Raw genomic sequence first — 19,970 nt, 5'->3', positions numbered from 1 at the left:
GCCCGGCATTATTCCGCCAGAAACAGCTCCAGCAGGGAATTCAGAAACAGCTTGCCGTGTTCGGTTATCTGCCACTGTTCCGCGGTTTCCGTCAGGTAACCCCGGGCGATGGCCTCGTCAATCTGCGGGCGTACCACTGACTCCATCAGTCCGGTATACAGCGTAAATTCGCGGCGCGGCGCAGGCTCCAGCAGGCGGAAGCGATTCATAAAGAATTCGAACGGCTTGTCGACGTTTTCCACCTCATGCTGACGATCCCGATAGTTGCCCTGCATATAGCCGCGCGGATGGCGGGTTTTGGCGGTACGCAGTATGCGCCCGTCCGGGAAGGTCACCTTGCCGTGGGCGCCGCAACCAATCCCCAGATAGTCGCCAAAGCGCCAGTAGTTCAGGTTGTGCTGGCACTGGTAGCCCGGTTTTGCGTAAGCCGAGGTTTCATACTGACGGTAGCCCGCTTCGGTCAACAGCTTATGTCCCTGTTCGAAGATGCTCCACAGCGCATCGTCGTCGGGCAGCACCGGCGGGCGTGAGCCAAACAGAGTGTTGGGCTCAATGGTCAGCTGATACCAGGAAAGATGGGGCGGATTAAGTTCAATGGCCTGTCGCAGGTCCGCCAGCGCCTCTTCCGGCGTCTGGTCCGGCAGGCCGTGCATCAGATCCAGATTGAAGCTACGCAGCCCCAGCCCGGCGGCCAGACGCGCAGCGCGCTTTGCCTCTTCCGGCCCGTGAATGCGCCCCAGCCGTTGGAGCTTGGGCTCGCTAAAGCTCTGTACCCCAATAGAGATGCGGTTAACGCCAGCGCGCTGATAGTCAACGAAGCGGTCCGCTTCTACGGTGCCGGGGTTGGCTTCCATGGTGATTTCGGCATCTTCCGCCAGCCGCAGCCGTTCGCGCACGCCGTCCAGCAACTGCTGCATCGCCGCGCCGGACAGTAGGCTGGGGGTGCCGCCGCCGATAAATATCGTCGCCACCTCACGCCCCTGAACGTACGCTATATCGTCGTCCAGATCGTGCAGCAGGTGAGCCACGTAGTCGTCGTGAGGCACCTCGCCCTTAAGGGCGTGAGAGTTAAAGTCGCAGTAGGGGCACTTCTGCACGCACCAGGGGATGTGGATGTACAGGCTCAGGGGCGGCAGCTTAGCCATGGCGCATGGCATCCAGCAGCAGCTTGAGCGCCTGACCGCGGTGAGAAACGGCGCGTTTTTCGTCGCGGCTCATCTCTGCCGCCGTTTTACCGGCATCGGGCACGAAGAAGACAGGATCATAGCCAAAACCGCCTTCCCCCGCAGGGGCCCGGGTAATCTCACCGGCCCAGCTACCATGGCACACCAGCGGAGTGGGATCTTCGGCATGGCGCAGATAGACCAGCACGCAGTGGAAACGTGCCTGGCGCTGACCGTCCGGCACCTTTTCCAGCGCTTCCAGTAATTTGTTCAGGTTCCGATCGTCGCTGGCATCGACGCCCGCGTAACGGGCGGAATAGATACCCGGCGCGCCGCCCAGGGCATCCACCGCCAGGCCGGAATCGTCGGCAATGGCAGGCAGACCGGTCACCTTTGCCGCATGGCGGGCTTTAAGAATGGCGTTTTCAATAAAGGTCAGGCCGGTCTCTTCTGCGGAATCGACCCCGAGTTCGGTCTGGGCCACCACCGCCAGACCAAAGTCCTGCAGTAGATCGGCCAGTTCACGCACTTTTCCGGCATTGCCGGTGGCGAGTACTACTTTTTGCATAGCGTAATCCTGTGATTAGTCGAGAAGTGCCGCGACGGGAGTCGGGATTTGTTGCGGATGGTGGATGACTATCTGTTTGTGGCGACCGGTTTCGCCCTTTTCTATCACCACCTGGCTTTTAGCGACCCGAAACTGTTTTGCCAGATACTTGACCAGATGGGCATTGGCCTGGCCGTCTACAGGCGGGGCGGTGATGGCGACTTTCAGTTCGTCGCCATGCTCACCGATAATAGCATCGCGGCTGGATTTGGGCTGGACGTAGAGTCTTAACACCAGCCCATCCGCCGTTTGACTGACGGCACTCACAGCAAATACCACAGCCCCGGGAACAGATCCATGCCAAGGTAGTTCAGCAGATAGAGCACCAGAATCACCCCCATCCCGGAAAAGTCGATACCGCCCATAGCCGGCAGGATACGGCGAATCGGCGCCATCAGCGGCTCGGTGAGCTGCATCAGCACGAAATCGAACGGGCTACGCCCCTGACTGACCCAGCTCATAATGGCGCGGATCAGGATCATCCAGAACACCAGAGTACCGGCTGATTTAAGCAGCGACAGCAGCCCCACCAGCAGATTCATCGGATCCAGTGACAGGCTACCGGTCTGAATCAACAACAGAATAGGGTACTTCAGCGTGGTCAGCAGGAAGGCCAGCAGCAGCGAGGCGCTATCGATAGGGCCCATCGCCGGAATAATGCGGCGCAGCGGCCCGATAATCGGCTGGGTAACTTTGACAATGAACTGTGAAAAAGGGTTATAAAAATCGCAGCGCGACCACTGCATCCAGATGCGCAGCAGCAGCACCATGACATACAGGTCGATCAGCGTTTTGACAATGAAAGTCAACGTCAGCATGGTGTTCCTCTGTAATTATTGTGGCTGGCGCGAGGAATAGTCCCGCGCGCCGAAAATGGCGGTTCCAATGCGCACCATGGTGCTACCAGCCGCGATAGCCGCGTCCATGTCATCGGTCATGCCCAGCGATAGCGTATCCACGGTGGAATATCGCTCTTTTAGCCGCGTAAATGCTACAGCCATTTGGCTCGCCACGGCAAACTGGCGCTGCCAGTCACTTTCCGGCGCCGGAATCGCCATCAGTCCGCGCAGCGTCAGGCGCGGCAGTTCCGCGACCTGGGCCGCCAGGGCGTCCAGCTCTTCCGGCGCGATACCGGATTTACTCTGTTCGTCACTGATGTTGACCTGAATCAGCACGTTCAGCGGCGCCATCTCTGCCGGACGCTGGTCGTTTAGCCGGGTTGCGATACGCAGGCGATCCACCGTGTGGCACCAGTCGAAGTGTTCGGCCACCAGGCGGCTTTTGTTGGACTGGAGCGGACCGATAAAGTGCCATATCAGGTTGTTAGCACCGCACGCATTGAAATGGAGAATCTTCTCCACCCCTTCCTGAACGTAGTTCTCGCCAAAGGCTAGCTGACCGGCGGCGACGGCTTGTTCGATAGCGCTCGCAGGTTTGGTTTTGCTGACTGCAAGCAGCGTAACTTCTTCTGGAGACCGCCCGCAACGCTCGGCAGAGTCGGAGATTTTGCGCTGAACCTGTGCCAGGTTGTGGGCAATGTCGTTCATTGATGCCTGGGATGTCATAACATGGAAGAAATCGTGACCCAAATAGTGGCCCATAGTGTAAAGCATTACGTCTCGGATCTACACCTGTGCGCGCGTCAGCCTGCCCGCTGGCGACGCCAGGGGGGGCTGGAAGAGCTACCCGGCGGCGCGCCGGAGCCGGAAAGCCTGCTACAGATGTGGCTGAGCCCGGTTCAGCGGGCGCAGTTCGATAGCTGCGGACAGCTGGATTTTGCGGTAACGCTGAAGGACGGGCGGCGGCTGCGCGCCAGCGCTTTTCGCCAGTGCGATGGCGTGTCGCTGGCGTTGAGGCTACTGCCGGAGAATGCGCCGCAGCTGGCACAGCTTGACGTGCCGCCATCGATCCCGGCATTGCTGGAAAGTGACGGTGGGCTGCTGCTGGTGACCGGCGCTACCGGCAGTGGTAAGTCCACCACCCTGGCCGCTATGGTGGATCATATTAATAGCCACCATGCGCGCCATATTCTGACTCTGGAAGATCCCATCGAATTTATTCATCGCTCAAGACGTAGCCTGGTGCAGCAGCGAGAAATAGGGGAACACTGTCCGGACTTTAGCGCTGGTCTGCGAGCGGCGCTGCGCGAGGATCCCGATGTTATTCTGCTGGGGGAGCTGCGCGATGAGCAGAGCATTCGCCTGGCGTTGACCGCCGCCGAAACCGGCCACCTGGTACTTGCGACGTTACATACCCGTGGCGCGCCACAGGCCATCGAACGGCTGCTGGATGGTTTCTCCGCCGCAGAGCAGGGGCGGGTTCGCTCACAGCTGGCCGGTAGCCTGCGGGCGGTGCTGGCCCAGAAGCTGGTTGCCGCCCGGGATGGCGGGCGAGTGGCGCTGTTTGAACTGATGATCAATATCCCAGCCGTCGCCAGCCTGATACGCGAAGGTAAGCTGCACCAGCTTCCCACGGTGCTGCATACCGGGAAGCAGTACGGTATGCAGACCTTTAATCAGAGCATGGCGCAGAGGAGGGAGCAGGGGGTGATTGCCGCTACGCTTCCATTCCCGCCGTAACATGCAACCCATACACCACCGGTAGCGCTCCGGCGCTGGCGAGTACCTCCAGAGTGATGCGGCTGACCTCAATGGGCTGCGCAAAGCGATGCTCGCACACGGAAAGGTGGTTTTCCGTGACTTCCAGCAGGGGTTCACCGTCCGCCAGTAATCGGTAGTGGGTCACACAGTGGGGGGATACCACGCAGTGATGGCCCATCTGCACCGTTTCCATCGCGTTATCGAAGTCGTTATCGAACAGCAGCGTCATGGCATCGATCCGGCAGGGCTGGGGCCAGCGCCATTCGATGGTTGGGTGAAGATCCTGCGGATCCGGCACCCATCCGTTGCTCTGCTGTTCCGGACGCAGTGCGCCGTTAACCAGGTTTTCCGGCGGATAGCAGCGCAGCGCTGGCGTAAAGGTCAGCGCAGGTAAGATCTGATGCGGGCGTCGGCGCGGCAGCCAGAAGTCGAACTCATCCACGCCGTAGTCGCCGTCTGCCACCTGGCGGGTATGCTTCGCCACCCGGGGATTCAGGCTGTTAAACACCGTCATCACGCCCGGAAGCTGTTGGTCGGTCAGGGCTATCTCGATCTGCGGTTCGTCTTCCAGGGCGATAAAAAGATACTGGTCGCGCTCGCTGCGGTACGGGAACACGAGGCTGTAGCGCTGTTCCGGTCCCGAGACCTCCAGCCACTGGCTTGCCACTTCGCAGTCCGGGGTGTAGTTACCGGTACGAACGCTTTCCATCAGCCGTACCCGCAGGCGCTGCGGCCGAGTGGCGCGTAACAGCAGGCCGATCTCCGGCAGGCTTTCTCCGGCGCGTAGCGGCAGCAGTAGCGCCATACGTTCATTGAGCGGCTGCCATTCTCCGCTGGCGGCCAGTTGCTTGGGTTGATATTCGCTACTGACGCTCACGGCAGCCCCCAGGGCCGGGTCTTCCAGGCGCTGGCGGGGGATATAGCATCCGCTGTGCAGCAGACGCTGCTGGAGCAGGGGGATCTGCTGTGGCTGCGCCAACTGGCGGGGAGTAAGCCGGTGCTGGTGGCATAGCGCTGCGGCGCGGCCCACCACTTCACCCAGTACGCCGCAGGTGCACATCACCCGGGCGCTGCCAAAGGCTACGTGGGTGGCGGAGATCAGGCGCCCGGTCAGCAGCAGATTGTCGATGGATTTACTGTACAGGCTGCGCCAGGGAATGGTGTAGGTGCCCTTGCTGTGGAACTGGCGGCAGCCGTCGTGGCTGCTGTATACGCCATCCGCCGGGTGCAGATCTATGGACCAGCCGCCGTAGGCCACGGCGTCATAATGGTCGCGCTGTTCGATAATGTCCTGCTGACACAGCAGGTAGTCCCCCATAAAGCGTCGGCTTTCGCGCTTGCCGGGAATGGCGCCCACCCATTCGATGGTCAGATCGTCGGCATCCGGGAACTCGCCGGAGTTCTTGATATGATCCCAGACGCCCCAGACTATCTTCCACAGCTCCCATTTGATTGTCTCGCTGTCGTGTACGGTGTCCAGCCTTCCTCCCCATTCCAGCCACCACAGATCGCAGCCGTTCAGGGTGGACGTCAGCCGCTTGTAGCGTGGAATGGCGGTAATGTCGTCCAGCGCAAAGCTGGGGGGAATGAAGCGAACCGGCTGGCCGGTGCGTTTGGTGTAGAAGTAGATCGAATGGCCAAGCTGGTGACCGAAGTGCTCACCGGGTGCCATCTTTTCGTCCAGCTCATCAAGCTCTTCCGCGCCGAGACGGTATTCGGCACCGGCCAGATAGCCCAGCACGCCGTCGCCGGTGGCATCGCAAAACTGCGAGGCGTGAATCTGATAAAAGGTTTCGTTAATGGCGTTAAAGCCGCGTACCGAGGCGATCCGCCCATCCTGGCTGTCGACTTCGAACAGCGCGGTATTCAGTAACAGCGTCAGGCCTGACTGGCGCTGCGCCAGGTCCAGCAGCAGCAGGTCGAAAATGACCGGGTTGCCCTCTTTGTTACGCCAGACATTCTCTTCAAGGATCTCTCCCATAATGCCGCCTTCCCGGGCCCAGCGGTTGTTGTTGCCCATATGGGAACTGGCGCCGTTAGCCCACAGGCGTACTTCGCTGGAAGCGTTACCGCCCAGCACTGGCCTGTCCTGTACCAGGGTAACTTTCAGCCCGTCACGGGCGGCGGCCAGTGCGGCGCACAGTCCCGCCAGTCCGCCACCGGCAACCAGAAGATCGCAGTGGATTTCAGTGTGGGGGAAATGGCGGCTGTCTGTCTGCGGGTAAATGTGCATGGCCGTTGATCCTGTTGTCTGATGAGTAGTAAGTATTGTGTATCTTTTATAGAAACAATTTACGACCAGGATAAAAATAAATCAATCCTCAGGGTCTGCAAAAAGGTGATTATTTTTATTGTTTAAAATCATGCAATTATTTTTTATTACGATTTTCGTCACAGTTAAGTTAATTCATGGTTGGTTATTTTTTGGCTTGAGTGTATCTGTTATAGACACAAATAAGGAGGGTAACCATGGCAAACATTGTGATAACCGGCGCCGCCGGGAGAATAGGATCCTGCATTGCTGCGCAGTTGCTGGCGCGCGGCGACCAGGTTACTGGTGTGGATCTGCAACCGGCGCGCCTGACACAGCCCGGATACCGGCATATCGAATGCCGTTTTGACTGCCCGGCCAGGGTGCAGGAAATTATCGCCGGGGCCGATGTTGTGGTGCATACCGGGGCGCTGATGTCGTGGCATCCGAAAGATAACGATGCCATGTTCCATGCCAATGTTACTGCCACCCGCCTGCTGCTGGAGGCTGCAAAAAATCAGCGGATAGCGCGTTTTGTGTTTGCCAGCAGCGGCGAGGTTTATCCGGAAGTTCGCGCTCACAGCCTGCCGGTAACCGAAGATCACCCGCGTAATCCCATCTCTTTTTACGGCCTGACCAAACTCCTGGGTGAAGAGCTGGTGCAGTTCTGGCAGCGTCAGGGGCTGGAAACCGTCATCCTGCGTTTTCCGCATACCCAGGCGGTGAGCGAAATTCTGGACGAAAGCAGCTTCTTTTCCGGCCCGCGCTTCTTTCTGCGCGGCAAAATTCGCCAGCAGCGAGACTTCGGCAATAGCACGCTGGCCGACCGTCTTGAGCGGGAACAGGGGGCGGATGGGCTGGACAAGATGATTATCCAGCACGGCGAAGCGGACGGCCTGCCCTACATGATGCATATCGCCGACGTTCGCGATACCGCGGCGGGCGTGATACTGGCGCTGGACCATCCGGCGGCTGCGAATCAGATCTTTAATCTGGGGCCGGATGATGTGGTGGAGTTTGACAAGGCCGTGCCGGAAATGGCGCGAATCATGGAGTTACCGGTGGTCAATGTCGCCATGCCGGGGCCAGCGGTGCGCTTTATCACCAGCAACCAGAAAATGAAGGCGCTGCTGGGCTACCAGCCTCGCTATGGCTTCCTGACTATGCTGGAAGAGGCCGCGCGTCTGCGCCGGGAAGCCGGGCAGGGTTAATGTGAAGCCTCTCTTTTGACAGGCAGTAAAATCCGGGAGAAAACGATGGAAAAGATTCTGAGTAAACCCGCAGCGGCGCCGGAAGCCAGCGCGGCGACCGCACCGTCGGGAAGGCAGGTCGGGGCGCCGGAGCTGCGCCGGGTTTTACTGGCCACCGGCATCGGCCACTTTGTTGAATGGTTTGACTTCGGTCTGTATGGCACCCTGGCCTTTATTATCGGCCAGCAATTTTTTCACGCAGGCGATCCGCAGTCCGGGCTGCTAATGGCCTTCGCGGTATTCGGGGCTGGGTTTATTATGCGTCCGCTGGGCGGGCTCTGGTTTGGTTCGCTGGGGGACAGGATCGGACGCAAGCGGGTGCTCTCCACCGTGATCCTGCTGACTTCGGTCTCTACCTTTGTGATTGGCGTACTGCCCACCTGGCACCAGGCGGGCACGCTCGCGACAGTATTGCTGGTACTGGCCCGTCTGACTCAGGGCTTTGCCGCCGGCGGCGAGAGCGCGGGGGCCACCACTTTCCTGGCGGAATATGCGCCGGACCGGCGGCGCGGCTTCTTTACCTGTTGGGTGGATAACTTCGGCTTTATGGCCTTTGTGGCCGGTAGCGGTCTGGTGCTGCTGATGACCGCTACCCTGGGGGATGAAGCCATGCACAACTGGGGCTGGCGCATTCCTTTCCTGATTGCCGGGCCGTTGGGGCTGGTGGGGCTGTGGCTACGAACCAACCTTGAGGATACGCCGGTCTTTAAAGCGATTGAACAGTCCGGCGAGGTCGAGAAAAATCCGCTGCGCACCGCATTGCGCAGCGAGTGGCGGGCGCTGTTATTCTGCGTTGGCTTTGTCGCCATTAAGGCGGTGGGGCACTGGGTGCTGCAGGCCTTTATGCCCAGCTATCTGATTCAGAACCTGAACTATTCGAAGATCGCCTCGTACTCCATTACCACCACCGGCCTGCTGGCGATTGCCATTCTGGTGCCGGTGATGGGACTGCTTTCGGACAAATATGGCCGTAAGCCGCTGATGCTGGCGGGCTGCGGCGGCTTTATTTTGCTGACCTGGCCTGCGCTGGTCTGGATGAGTCAGGGGGATGTGGCCTCGGCGCTGATGGCGATGTTGGTACTGGGAGTGTGCATTGCCGCCTTCGACGGCGCCTGTAGCGCGGCGATGGCGGAACTGTTTCCGACCCGTATTCGCTATGGCGGCATGTCGGTGGCCTATAACCTGACCGTCGCCTTCTTTGGCGGTATCACACCCTGGTTCTCGAGCTGGCTCATTCAGAGTACCGGCAGTAATGTCGCTCCCGCTTTCTACGTCATGGGAGCTGCACTGATCACCTTTGTGACGATACTCAAGGCGCGGGAAACGGCGGGCACGCCGCTGCGCCATCGCTAAGCCTTCGGCGGGCGGTTGCACTGCCGCCTGCCGGAGTTTGCTTTTGCTGGCACCGGCGATAGAATCGTTTTTTTCTCGACCGGGCCTGTTATGTCATCTCAACCCAACCAGAGTCTGATTGACGGTATTCGCTGTCTGCAATACCTGGTCTCCTGCGGCCGGGCCGTCGGCTGTCGTGAGCTGGCCCGACTGATGGGGCTCAATCCCACCCGCGTCAACCGGCTGTTAATGACCATGGCCGCCATCGGCCTGACCCAGCAGGATGAGCAGCGCCGCTATCTGCCGGGGCCGGGAATTCACGCGCTGGCGGCTCAGGCGATTCGCGGCTCCGCGCTCTTTTCCCATGCGCTGCCCCTGCTGGAACGCCACGCGCCCGCCGACGTGGTGGTGGCGCTGGGGGTACTGTGGGAAGATCAGGTGATCTACCTTTACCATTCGGAGCCCGGCGCCCGGGTTAGTCAGGCGCTGGCCGGTTTTGAAATGCTGCCTGCATGGCGTTCGGTCATCGGCATGAGCTTGCTGGCAACGGAGAGCGACGACAGGCTGCGCGAGCGTCTGACGCCGGAGCAGTATGCCCAGGTACAGCCTGCCATCGCCCGGCAGCGCGAGCAGGGATATGTGGTGTGGCATCACGACGACGGCGAAGTCTCTATGGCCCAGCCTCTGGGGGCTCACAGCGCCGCGCTGGCGCTGGCCGGTATGTGGCATATTTCTGATGATGAAGTCGCCAGCCGACTGGCGCAGCTTAAGCAACTGGTAGGTTGTCTGGTGAACCCGCTTTAAACTTAATACGGAAATCATGATGAATCACATTATCCGCGCCACGCCCCAACTGTTTCCGGCCCTTGGCGATGTGTGGGAAGCTTCGGTCAGAGCCACGCACCATTTTTTGCCGGAAGGTGAAATCGAAACCCTGCGCCCGCTGGTGCGTGACTGTTATATGCCTGCGCTTCAGGTATTTGCTTATCTTAATGAACAGAATATCCCGCTGGGATTTATGGGGGCTGGCGACGATCGACTGGAGATGCTGTTTGTCGCGCCCGAAGCCCGGGGGCAGGGGATTGGAAAAACGCTGCTGCGTTACGGCGTGGAAGTATGCGGCGTTCAGGAACTGGACGTTAATGAACAGAACCCGCAGGCCTGCGACTTTTACCGCCATATGGGGTTTGAAGTGGTGGGCCGCTCAGAGCGGGATGGCGAAGGTCGCCCTTTTCCGTTACTGCATATGCGGCTGGCGGAATAGTAGACTCAGGACAGTGGCTAAAAGTCAGGGGGATTGTATGTTATAAAAGCGTTGTGCCGCATATACCCCGATGATGTTATTTAAGGTAATGCTGTGATTACAGAGGTGAGAGAAAATACGATGAAAAAGTGTCTGCTTGCTTTGAGTTTTATTTCCGCTACCTGCTTTGCGGGAGGATTGTTTGATAAGCCGGTGAGTGAGGATCCTGAAAATTTCACCATGGCTAAGGTGGGGTCTCTGGATTTTCAACCGGTGCAATCGACTTCTCGTCTGGTGATGAGGAACGGCCATTTGAGTATTGATGGTGGCTCAGAGGCGGCTTGTCGTATTGAGAAAGGATTTGAAGGGCGTATGTCATCGAATCATACTGGTTTTTATGAGCTTAATAAGAATGGTTGCCATATTTTGGTCACGATAGATCCTTCAGTCGTCGGGGATAAAATAACATACAGCAGTACTGTTAGACTTTCACCCGGCTCTGGAAAAGCAGCCTGTCGATCTTATTGTCACACTGGAGATATCGATGCACTGGAAGGAATCTATAAATGAAATGCTACTTTTTACTTTTGCGTGGGAAGAATATAATCCTACCGATAAATACGACCAGGCATGTAATTACAGTGAAGATTAACCAATAAGTCTCTGGTAAAAAAAGGCTGGCAACATAAGATAGTCCGAAAACGATAAATATCTCAGCCGCCCATAGGACCCAGGCTTTTAAGTCGAAGATTAACATATCTATAAGTCTCATTCGAGGCTCCGTAATGTATACATGATAGCATTATAAACGGTATCCTCGGAATACGAAGGGATACTCAGGTAGCGGCGCAAAACTGGCTCGACAAAATACCACCAGGTCTCTAATCCTTCCTTATAGAGTATCTGATAGAATTCCGGGTTGATACGCTTAAGTGAATCGGCAGATGCTATTCTTTCCTGTAATAAGCCATAATGTTCTATTAGTGAAAATACTCCGGATGAAAATCCAGAGGCCAGTCTACCAAGGCTTCTGGAACCGATTGTAAAATTCACCAGGCCATAGGTTAATGCTTTTTTTGTCACTGAGCCAGAAACCATAATACCTAATTTATGTATATGGCCTCGTAAGAATGGATCCTGCTTCATTCTGTTATATATTCTATCGATTTGCTCATCAGATATACGACTTAATAGGTAATTAAAAAACAATGTAATTATTTTTCTTGTTGCGTCACCCTGGGAATATCCATGGGCAATAGATTGGAAGTGACGAGCATCTTCTCCCCGCAATTTGGAGCACACATCCTGGTAGTCATCAAATAAGCAGGAGGAATACCAGGAGAGACGAACTAACCCTTGATAGATATTAGTCAGTAATTCTTTACCATTTTCACCATGGAGTTTGTAACCTTTCTCTAAGGCGAGTGCTAATTTTTTATCATATTCATTTCTTATTTCAATAGCCCTTTCCGCCTGATTCATACTCTTTCCCCTCTGTTGTTTTAATTGATACGGTCTTTACCCCTGCCGTTCGAACCAGCTTTCCAGAATCACTACTGCCGAGGCGGAATCGACGCTGCCTTTATCCAGCGCCCGATAACCGCCGTGACTGAACAGGTCCGCACGGGCCTCTACGGTGGTGAGCCGCTCGTCGTGGAGCGTTACCGGAACGCCGAAGCGGCCATGAAGCCGGTTGGCGAATTTGCGCGCCCGGGCGGTCAGCGGTTGTTCGCTGCCGTCCATATTAAGCGGCAGGCCGACAATCACCTCGTCGGGCTGCCACTCCTTAAGCAGGCGCTCCAGCGCCGCCCAGTCGGGAATGCCGTCCCGGGCCTTTAGCGCCCCCAGCGGGCGGGCGGTGCCGGTAATGCTTTGCCCTACGGCCACGCCGATGCTTTTGGTGCCGAAGTCGAAAGCCAGCAGGGTTCCTGAAGCCATCAGGCATGCCCCGCAACGCCTGGCATGGTGAAGATATCCACACCGATCAGCCTTGCCGCATCGCGCCAGCGATCGGCGATGGGGGTCTGGAATAACAGGGCGGGATCCGCCGGGGCCGTCAGCCAGGCGTTATCCAGAATCTCGCTTTCCAGTTGTCCTTTTTCCCAGGAGGAGTAGCCCAGCGCAACCAGCGACTGCTTCGGTTGCTTCGGGGTGCCCAGAGTTTCCAGCACGTCACGGGAAGTGGTGATAACCGTTGCGTCGCTAATCAGAATGCTGGAGGTGAACATATCTGGCGGGCTGTGCAGAATAAAGCCGCGATCCTCCGCCAGCGGGCCACCAAGGAACACAGGGCGGTCAAGACGAATGGCCGGATCGCGCGGTTCCGGCACGATCTCCAGCTTTTCCAGAACTTCCCCAACGTTCAGGTTTTCCAGCGGTTTATTGATAATAATGCCCATCGCCCCATCGTCGTTATGCTCGCAGATATAAACCACGGCACGTTTGAACATGGGATCCTGCAGACCAGGCATGGCAATAAGAAAGTGGTGCTGTAAATTCATTGTCAGTCGTTTATATCCGGTTAGAACGGAGTCGATGTCCCGTCGTTATCAAAAAGCGCCATGGCCGGTATGACACACAGGGCGCGCCAGCAGCGCGCCCTACAGCATCTTATTTTGCCAGACGCTTTTCAATGGCGTCCATTAACATTCCGGTAATGGAAACAGGGAATTCGGCTTCGATTTCGCGCACGCAGGTCGGGCTGGTGACGTTAATTTCAGTCAGGCGATCGCCAATGATATCCAGGCCCACGAAAATTAGCCCCTTTGCTTTTAGTTCTGGCGCCACGCGGCGGGCAATGGCCCAGTCGCTTTCGGTGAGCGGGCGCGGTTCGCCGCGGCCACCAGCGGCCAGATTGCCGCGGGTTTCGCCGCCCTGGGGAATACGGGCCAGGCAGTAAGGCACCGGCTCGCCATCCACCACCAGCACGCGCTTATCGCCATCTTTAATTGCGGGCAGGTAGTTCTGTGCCATGCAGTAACGGCTGCCGTGTTCGGTCAGGGTTTCCACAATCACCGGCAGGTTAGGATCGCCCTCTTTAACCCGGAAGATGGAAGCGCCTCCCATGCCGTCCAGAGGCTTAAGGATGATATCGCCATGTTTTTGCCAGAAAGCTTTAATCTGCGCCAGGCTGCGGGTCACCAGGGTATCTGGCGTCAGGTCGGCGAACCAGGCAGTGTAGAGCTTTTCGTTGCAGTCACGCAGGCTCTGGGGCTTGTTGACGATGAGCGTACCCTGCTCTTCTGCGCGCTCCAGGGCGTAGGTGGCATAGATAAATTCGGTGTCGAACGGCGGATCCTTACGCATCAGGATCACGTCGAGTTCGCCCAGTCCAATCTCCTGCTCGTCCCCAAACTGATACCAGGCCTCATAGTTTTGCTCTACGCTCAGCTTACGGGTACGGGCGCGGGCTTCGCCATTGATCAGAAAGAGATCGTTCATCTCCATATAGTGCAGCTCATAGCCGCGGCGCTGGGCTTCCAGCAGCATAGCGAAGCTGGTGTCTTTCTTAATATTGATGGTTGCGATGGGATCCATCACGATGCCGAGCTTGATCATTATTTTCTCCTTAGCCCAGGTCGCCGAACCGGACCTGAAGTGCGGTTATGGCGGTCAGTGCTGTAGTCTCTGTACGCAAAACGCGTGGGCCCAGCAGAATGTCGGTAAAGCCGTGGCGCGCGGTCATGGCTATCTCATCCGCTGATAGCCCTCCCTCCGGGCCAATTAGCAACCGCAGACGCTGTACGGGCAGAGGAAGGGTATTGATACTGTGGCTGGCGCGCGGGTGAAGGTTAAGTCTCAGACCCTCTTCCGGCTCTGCGCACCAGGCTTCAAGCGTCATGGCGGGCCGGATCTCCGGTAGCCGGTTACGGCCGCACTGTTCACAGGCGGCGATAGCGATCTTACGCCACTGCTGAAGTTTTTTCCCGAGTCTCCCTTCATCGAGTTTAACCCCGCAGCGCTCCGAAAACAGGGGGGTAATGGTATTTACTCCCAGTTCGATGGATTTCTGTATGGTGAATTCCATCTTTTCGCCCCGGGACATCACCTGACCCAGATGCAAATTCAGGGGCGATTCGCGATCGTCAGTCGTGGCGTCAATCACCTGAACGCTTACCCGCTTTTTGCCTGCTTCGGTGATAGTGGCGTTAAAAACCTGGTTGCTGCCGTCGAACAACTGCAGCGCCTGGCCCGCTCCCATGCGCAGTACCCGGCCCACGTGGCCAGCGGCATCGTCGCTGAGGGCAATTTCTGTGTCGATCTGAAGAGGCTCAGGATGATAAATGCGGGGTATACGCATAGGGTTTCCAGTCCGGTTTGGCAGGTGCGCGCAAAGGTGCCGCGCAGTTTAACAATTGGCTGCTAGTGTAGGTTAGCCATTTTGCCGCTGGCAAGCTTTCAGCACCCAGGGGTTATGATTGCCCTGAATTCTGGCGATACGCGCATCGCGCTCGCACTCCCATGTTGTCACGGGGTAAAGCCTGTCCCAGGCTTCGAAAAGCCGGGTCTGCTGGCGCGACAGGCGCATATGATAAGTATCGCGCATATAGAAGTAAGTTCGGGCGATAGCGCCCCGAGCCTGCTGCGGTGGTTCAGCGCGTTTACCTTTAAAATCCACTTTCATGGCGCACTGGCCGTACTGGCCTTCGCCGCCGTTCCACTGACTGTACTGGAAATTATTGCGATCGCCGTTCACTTCCCCGATGGCGGGCTGCAGGTTATGCAGATCGGTTTCTATCTTGCGGTACACCGGGTCTTTATTGCAGTTCTTACGTCCGCCATTCTGCCAGCACTGGCGCTGATGGCCGAACTCCCAGGCGGGCATGACGTGTTCCCACTCAATGCGTGAGGCGCGATTTTGATTCTTACGTACCTGGTAGCCGCAGGAGGCCAGATCCGGCTCGCCTTTTTTGCCTTTCCAGGTGATTTTACACCCGCAATAGAAGGTGCCGGGGGCGTCAGCATTCAGTTTTACGCTGGCGGCTTTCGCCTTATAGAAACTGGTAATAGCCGCCTGGCTGGCGCCGCTCCACAGGGCGGTGCTGAGCGCGGCAGCGGCGGCCGCGAAAGCGATATTGCGATACATCTTCAACTCCGTGTCAAAACGAGCACGGATCCTGAAACAGACATCGCTTTGTTGCAATCAGTAAGATCGGTAAATTTCCAGAAAATCAGTCCGCTGAGGGCGCAGGACGTAAAAGCTGGCCGCAGTGTACGCAACGGTATTCGGCTTCGCCGCGCAGCACCCGGTTATGGCGGCGTACGGTCAGCTGGTGCGGCTGGCAGCCGCAGTGATAAGGAAAGGTCTTACGCGGCAGGGACTGCGTCGAAAAAGCGTGAGTGCGGCGGGCCGGTACTTCCAGCACTCGCTCCATCATCCACTTCCACTCTTTGCCGTGAGGGGCCACCCGGCCAAAGCGTTTCCACACCAGCAGGTGCGCCAGCTCGTGGGGCACCACTTCATCAATAAACGCCTGCTGGTTTTCCATCAGCAATACAGGGTTCAGGCGGATCTCATACTGCTCCAGCCAGGCCGTTCCGGCTGATGTGCCGCGCTGGTTCCAGAGCACCCTGGGTTCCGGATAGTCGCGACCCAGACGCTGGTTAGCCAGGCGTAACTTTTCCCGCAGGCAACGCATAACGGCCTGCTGTAGAGCGATGGGGAGGCGAGGGGTTTTCATGGGGCCAGAGCATAGTGGGGCTGGGCGGTGGGTGCAAGTGAATGGTCCATCACATCATCATATTCTGCTGATTTAGGTCTTCAAAAGCGTCACGCTAACCCTTAAAAAAACGCGGCGGGAATCACTCCCCGCCGCGTCCTTTCCTGCTGAAAGCGCAATTATTCGCTGGCGCCGATCTCACGCAGCGGGCGGCCTTTCATCAGGTTACGCTCGATATGCTCCAGAGAGATATGCTTGGTTTCAGGCACCAGCGCCAGGGTCAGGATAATAAAGAACAGGTTCAGACCCGCGTAGACCCAGAAGGTGTTGGCGTTGCCCAGGCTGTTGAGCATGGTCAGGAAGGTGGCCCCGACGATCATATTGGCGATCCAGTTGGTGGCGGTGGAGCAGGTAATGCCGAAATCGCGCCCCTTCAGCGGCTGGATTTCCGAGCACAGCACCCAAATCAGCGGACCAGCGCTCATAGCGAAGCCGACGATAAACATCAGCAGCATCGCAACCGCAAAATACTGGGCCGATGGTGAGGCGATGCCCACATTCATCATGGTACCCAGGGTCCCCATACCGATAGCCATCACCAGAAAACCCAGAATCAGAGTTGGTTTACGGCCCCAGCGATCCACCAGGCCGATGGCGATAAAGGTGGCCAGTACGTTGGTCAGACCGACAATCACGGTGCCCCACATCTGTTCGGTGGTGTTGCTGTAGCCCGCCAGTTCAAAAATCTTCGGCGCGTAATACATGATGACGTTCATCCCGGTGAACTGCTGCATCACCTGGAGCAGTACGCCCAGAAACACTGCGCGGCGGAAATTACGATTCTCTTTAAACAGCGCCCAGCCGCTCTGTTTCACCTTAAGACTCTCACGGATCTCATCCAGCTCGCGTCTGGCCTCTTCGCCGGTATCACGCAGGCGGGTCAGCACTCGCTCGGCGTCGTGAAAGCGGCGCTTGGCAGCAAACCAGCGCGGGCTATCCGGCAGAAAGAAGACACCTATCAGCAATAGCGCCGCCGGAATGGTGATGACGCCCAGCATCCAGCGCCATTCGCCGGAATAGCTAAAGGCGGTATCGGAAAGATAGGCGCCCAGAATACCGATAGTGATCATCAACTGGTACATGGAAATCATACTGCCGCGAATACGCTCCGGCGCGATTTCGGACAGATAGAGCGGCGCGGTATAGGACGCGACGCCCACCGCCAGCCCCAGCAGAACGCGGGAGACGGTCAGCACCTCTACGTTTGGCGCCAGCGCCGAAGCCAGAGAGCCGATAACAAACAGCACGGCGCCAATCATCAGACTATATTTGCGCCCAAGGCGGAAAGAGAGCCAGCCGCTGCCCACGGCGCCGACTGCCGCGCCAAACATCATTGAACTGACCACCCACTCCTGCTGGTGTGCAGTTATCTGGAACTCCTGAGAGATAAACGGCAGGGCGCCGGCGATAACGCCGATATCAAGCCCGAACAGCAAACCTGCCAGTGCGGCAAGGAAGCAAACAAAGAATGTCATGACTTTGTTTGAGTGCCGCTGTTTTTTATTGTCAGGCATAGCGCCCTCCGGTTGGATTAATCAGGTAACGGGTTAAGGGTAGGTAATGGGAAGGTGAAAATATGTGATTTCAATCACGAAGGTGTAATCGGTTACATAAATGTCAAGAAGTGTCAGTATGTAATTATTCTTTATTTTCATAAGGTTGCTTTAAGTTTTTTCCCTAAGGAAAGAAATATTTCGGATGATGCTGAAGGGGAATGTAATCTTTGACGTCTGTTTTTTCTGGCCGATAGAGGTCAGGAGGGGAGTCAGTAACAGGATTGGGTGTAATCGATTACAATTTAAAGGTCAGTAAGATTTGTTATTGGCCAGGCTCTGCTTATCCGCAGCGACTCCAGTGCTACAGAGGGGGAGAGTTAAAATTTGCCCGACAAAAATTTGAAAATCTTTGCGTTAAATCTCGTCAGTAATTAACCCAAAAATGTCCATCCCATATCAGGCGTTATCCCTTTATGGAATAAGGATTTTAGGATGATCCTTGTCTTTAAATTTCGTCAGTTTTCTGAAGCAATCGCATTATTTGCACTTTATTTTAACTATTATTTAACATTGCGCCGTATCGTAAGTAGGAAATTTCTGTTAATTTGCAGAATATTCCTGGCGGGGCGCGCAGCCTGTAAGGCTTGCCGTCTGGAAATTAGAATTCCACTGGTGTTTTAAATGGAGTTTCTTATTCCGACATCCGTTTGGCTATTTTTTTGTTAGCTAATCTTAGCCTTTATTGCGATCTGATAAGTTAACGCCGCCTGACGCTTATTCGGAATAAAACCTGGTTATTTCTTAGTTCTTAGCAAAATTAGCTAAGGCGAAAGAAAAGGCGCTTCAGGAGTGACTGCGAGATCGGGCAAGCAGTATCGGTAACAGGGATGAGAGCATATGGGACGCTTTATTGTAACAAGGATGGTTGTGCTGATACTTGTGATCTCCCTTCCGGGGTTTGCCGCGCCGTTGCCGCAATGGGCCAGCGGCCCGGGCGTGGCCCGCGTCGGTTCGGTCACGTTAAAAGAGAGCATTCTGTTTGCGCTCGATCGCGACCCCTCGGTGGGCGAGCAGGCGGCGCAACTGGGTATTGGTCAGGCGCAGATTGATGAGGCGCGCAGCGCCTGGTTCCCTCAGCTTTCCCTGAGTGGCAGCGCAGGACACAGTGAAAGTACCGACTCCAGCGGTTCGCTCAATAGCTCTGCCGTCTGGGGGCTAACGCTGACTCAGTTGATCTACGACTTTGGCAAAACCAACAACGCCATCGATCAGCGGAAGAACCAGCGGGAAAGCTATCGCTACCAGCTAATGTCAACGCTAACCAGCGTGGCGGAAGAGACCGCGCTGGCCTATGCGGAGGTGAAGCGCTATGACGAACTCAACGCGGCAGCGGAGCAGCATATCAATGCGTTGCAGGATGTTCTGCGTATGGTAAGCCTGCGCGCGGACGCCGGTCTGAGCTCTCGTTCAGACGCGTTACTGGCTGAAACTCGCATTGCCGGTATGCGCTCAACCCAACAGCAGTATCGCGCCGCGCTGCGTAGCGCCCGCGCCAGATTGGGGGTGTTGACGGGGATGGAAGCCAGCCAGTATTCCGCCATGCCGACAGCGCTGGCCCATGACCAGACCCCGCTCGATAACATTCAATACTCACGTATTCCTTCGGTACTGGCCGCAGAGTCTCTGGAAGTCTCTTCCCGATATGGGATCAGCCGTGCAAAGTCCGATCGCTGGCCAACGGTCAGCCTGAAAGGCGGGCGCACCCGCTACCAGACCGATAACCGCAACTACTGGGACGACCAGGTACAAATAAGTGTTGATGCTCCACTGTATCAGGGGGGGGCCGTCTCAGCCCGGGTTCGTCAGGCACAAGGCGAGCGCCAGAAAGCGCTCTCTAAAGTGAATCAGGCGAAGTTCGACGTGCTGCAAAAAGCGTCGGTCGCGCTGGCGGAATGGCAGGGCGCTCAGGGCCGTGAACAGGCCGGACGCCAGCAGTTGGAAAATGCGCTGCGCACCCGCCAACTCTATAAAAGCGAATATAAGCTCAGCCACCGCAGTCTTAGCGATCTGCTGAGCGTGGAACAGGATATCTGGCAGGCATCGTCTTCACGTATTACTGCCGATTATGACGGCTGGGCGGCGGCAATTAATTATGCTGCGGCGCTCGATACGCTTTTACCTTTAGCGGGAATTCAGAAGAACACGGCAAACCAGCTACCAGACTTAGGATAATCATCCTGCATGGAATGGAATTAAAGGAATGTGGATATTGCCTCAGAGGCACCCATTGCGCAAAAAAAGATAAATA

General features: G+C 56.7%; 21 protein-coding genes. 7 read left to right on the top strand and 14 right to left on the bottom strand.

The window, feature by feature from the left end; all coding sequences use genetic code 11:
- Positions 1-8: 8 nt before the first annotated feature.
- The 5 genes from hemW to SCU88_RS20990 are packed head-to-tail and all read right to left on the bottom strand — an operon-like array spanning position 9 to position 3,317.
- On the bottom strand, positions 9-1,145 hold the full coding sequence (gene hemW, locus SCU88_RS21010; protein WP_175340686.1) for a radical SAM family heme chaperone HemW: 1,137 nt from the start codon (positions 1,143-1,145) through the stop codon (positions 9-11).
- Positions 1,138-1,731 (bottom strand): XTP/dITP diphosphatase, encoded by a 594-nt coding sequence (locus SCU88_RS21005; RefSeq protein ID WP_175340685.1) that lies wholly within the window; start codon positions 1,729-1,731, stop codon positions 1,138-1,140. The genes hemW and SCU88_RS21005 overlap by 8 nt, the downstream gene beginning before the upstream one ends.
- A gap of 15 nt (positions 1,732-1,746) precedes the next feature.
- Positions 1,747-2,037, bottom strand: a complete 291-nt coding sequence (yggU, locus tag SCU88_RS21000; protein WP_175340684.1) for a DUF167 family protein YggU — start codon at positions 2,035-2,037, stop codon at positions 1,747-1,749.
- Positions 2,034-2,588, bottom strand: coding sequence for a YggT family protein (locus SCU88_RS20995; protein WP_138093589.1), 555 nt, complete (start codon positions 2,586-2,588; stop codon positions 2,034-2,036). Before SCU88_RS20995 ends, yggU begins: the two co-directional genes overlap by 4 nt.
- Before the next feature lie 15 nt (positions 2,589-2,603).
- Positions 2,604-3,317 carry a YggS family pyridoxal phosphate-dependent enzyme gene (locus SCU88_RS20990; RefSeq protein WP_175340683.1) on the bottom strand — a complete coding sequence of 238 codons (714 nt, stop codon included), beginning with the start codon at positions 3,315-3,317 and terminating at the stop codon, positions 2,604-2,606.
- 21 nt (positions 3,318-3,338) lie between these two features.
- On the opposite strand from SCU88_RS20990, the gene SCU88_RS20985 reads away from it, so the two are divergent.
- Entirely contained in the window at positions 3,339-4,349 is a 1,011-nt protein-coding gene (locus SCU88_RS20985; protein WP_138093583.1) for a type IV pilus twitching motility protein PilT, read from the top strand.
- Here SCU88_RS20985 and SCU88_RS20980 read toward each other — a convergent pair.
- On the bottom strand, positions 4,327-6,603 hold the full coding sequence (locus SCU88_RS20980) for an FAD-dependent oxidoreductase (RefSeq protein WP_175340682.1): 2,277 nt from the start codon (positions 6,601-6,603) through the stop codon (positions 4,327-4,329). The two genes, SCU88_RS20985 and SCU88_RS20980, sit on opposite strands and share 23 nt — an antisense overlap.
- Before the next feature lie 236 nt (positions 6,604-6,839).
- On the opposite strand from SCU88_RS20980, the gene SCU88_RS20975 reads away from it, so the two are divergent.
- From SCU88_RS20975 to SCU88_RS20955, 5 genes are all read left to right on the top strand, one after another.
- Positions 6,840-7,832 carry an NAD-dependent epimerase/dehydratase family protein gene (locus SCU88_RS20975; RefSeq protein WP_175340681.1) on the top strand — a complete coding sequence of 331 codons (993 nt, stop codon included), beginning with the start codon at positions 6,840-6,842 and terminating at the stop codon, positions 7,830-7,832.
- A gap of 45 nt (positions 7,833-7,877) precedes the next feature.
- Positions 7,878-9,224, top strand: coding sequence for an MFS transporter (locus SCU88_RS20970; RefSeq protein WP_138093574.1), 1,347 nt, complete (start codon positions 7,878-7,880; stop codon positions 9,222-9,224).
- A gap of 90 nt (positions 9,225-9,314) precedes the next feature.
- Positions 9,315-10,007, top strand: a complete 693-nt coding sequence (locus SCU88_RS20965) for an IclR family transcriptional regulator (protein ID WP_138093571.1) — start codon at positions 9,315-9,317, stop codon at positions 10,005-10,007.
- Between the two features lie 19 nt (positions 10,008-10,026).
- Positions 10,027-10,467, top strand: coding sequence for a GNAT family N-acetyltransferase (locus SCU88_RS20960; RefSeq protein WP_175340858.1), 441 nt, complete (start codon positions 10,027-10,029; stop codon positions 10,465-10,467).
- Positions 10,468-10,560: 93 nt separating this feature from the next.
- Positions 10,561-11,016 carry a hypothetical protein gene (locus tag SCU88_RS20955; protein ID WP_175340680.1) on the top strand — a complete coding sequence of 152 codons (456 nt, stop codon included), beginning with the start codon at positions 10,561-10,563 and terminating at the stop codon, positions 11,014-11,016.
- A gap of 198 nt (positions 11,017-11,214) precedes the next feature.
- Here SCU88_RS20955 and SCU88_RS20950 read toward each other — a convergent pair whose 3' ends face one another.
- The 8 genes from SCU88_RS20950 to SCU88_RS20915 form a co-directional block, all read right to left on the bottom strand.
- Positions 11,215-11,928 carry a hypothetical protein gene (locus SCU88_RS20950; RefSeq protein ID WP_175340679.1) on the bottom strand — a complete coding sequence of 238 codons (714 nt, stop codon included), beginning with the start codon at positions 11,926-11,928 and terminating at the stop codon, positions 11,215-11,217.
- Between the two features lie 36 nt (positions 11,929-11,964).
- Complete coding sequence (gene ruvX / locus SCU88_RS20945) at positions 11,965-12,384, bottom strand: Holliday junction resolvase RuvX (RefSeq protein ID WP_175340678.1); 420 nt, start codon at positions 12,382-12,384, stop codon at positions 11,965-11,967.
- Positions 12,384-12,947, bottom strand: coding sequence for a YqgE/AlgH family protein (locus SCU88_RS20940; RefSeq protein ID WP_175340677.1), 564 nt, complete (start codon positions 12,945-12,947; stop codon positions 12,384-12,386). The genes ruvX and SCU88_RS20940 overlap by 1 nt, the downstream gene beginning before the upstream one ends.
- 109 nt (positions 12,948-13,056) lie before the next feature.
- On the bottom strand, positions 13,057-14,004 hold the full coding sequence (gshB, locus tag SCU88_RS20935; protein WP_138093550.1) for a glutathione synthase: 948 nt from the start codon (positions 14,002-14,004) through the stop codon (positions 13,057-13,059).
- Positions 14,005-14,014: 10 nt separating this feature from the next.
- Complete coding sequence (gene rsmE, locus SCU88_RS20930; protein ID WP_175340676.1) at positions 14,015-14,746, bottom strand: 16S rRNA (uracil(1498)-N(3))-methyltransferase; 732 nt, start codon at positions 14,744-14,746, stop codon at positions 14,015-14,017.
- Positions 14,747-14,818: 72 nt separating this feature from the next.
- Positions 14,819-15,532 carry a deoxyribonuclease I gene (endA, locus tag SCU88_RS20925; RefSeq protein WP_175340675.1) on the bottom strand — a complete coding sequence of 238 codons (714 nt, stop codon included), beginning with the start codon at positions 15,530-15,532 and terminating at the stop codon, positions 14,819-14,821.
- 85 nt (positions 15,533-15,617) lie between these two features.
- Positions 15,618-16,127: a SprT family zinc-dependent metalloprotease gene (locus tag SCU88_RS20920; protein ID WP_175340674.1), complete on the bottom strand. Its 510-nt coding sequence runs from the start codon at positions 16,125-16,127 to the stop codon at positions 15,618-15,620.
- A gap of 158 nt (positions 16,128-16,285) precedes the next feature.
- Positions 16,286-17,680: a sugar porter family MFS transporter gene (locus tag SCU88_RS20915; protein ID WP_138093537.1), complete on the bottom strand. Its 1,395-nt coding sequence runs from the start codon at positions 17,678-17,680 to the stop codon at positions 16,286-16,288.
- A 903-nt stretch (positions 17,681-18,583) separates the two neighbouring features.
- On the opposite strand from SCU88_RS20915, the gene SCU88_RS20910 reads away from it, so the two are divergent.
- A complete protein-coding gene (locus SCU88_RS20910) occupies positions 18,584-19,894 on the top strand; it encodes a TolC family outer membrane protein (protein ID WP_431810183.1) in 1,311 nt (436 codons plus the stop codon).
- Positions 19,895-19,970 lie beyond the last annotated feature (76 nt).

The organism is Jejuibacter sp. L23, from assembly GCF_050815825.1.
GTDB lineage: Bacteria > Pseudomonadota > Gammaproteobacteria > Enterobacterales > Enterobacteriaceae > Jejubacter > Jejubacter calystegiae.
Note: the sequence above shows the minus strand (reverse complement) of the source record. Positions and strands in the feature narration are given on the sequence as shown.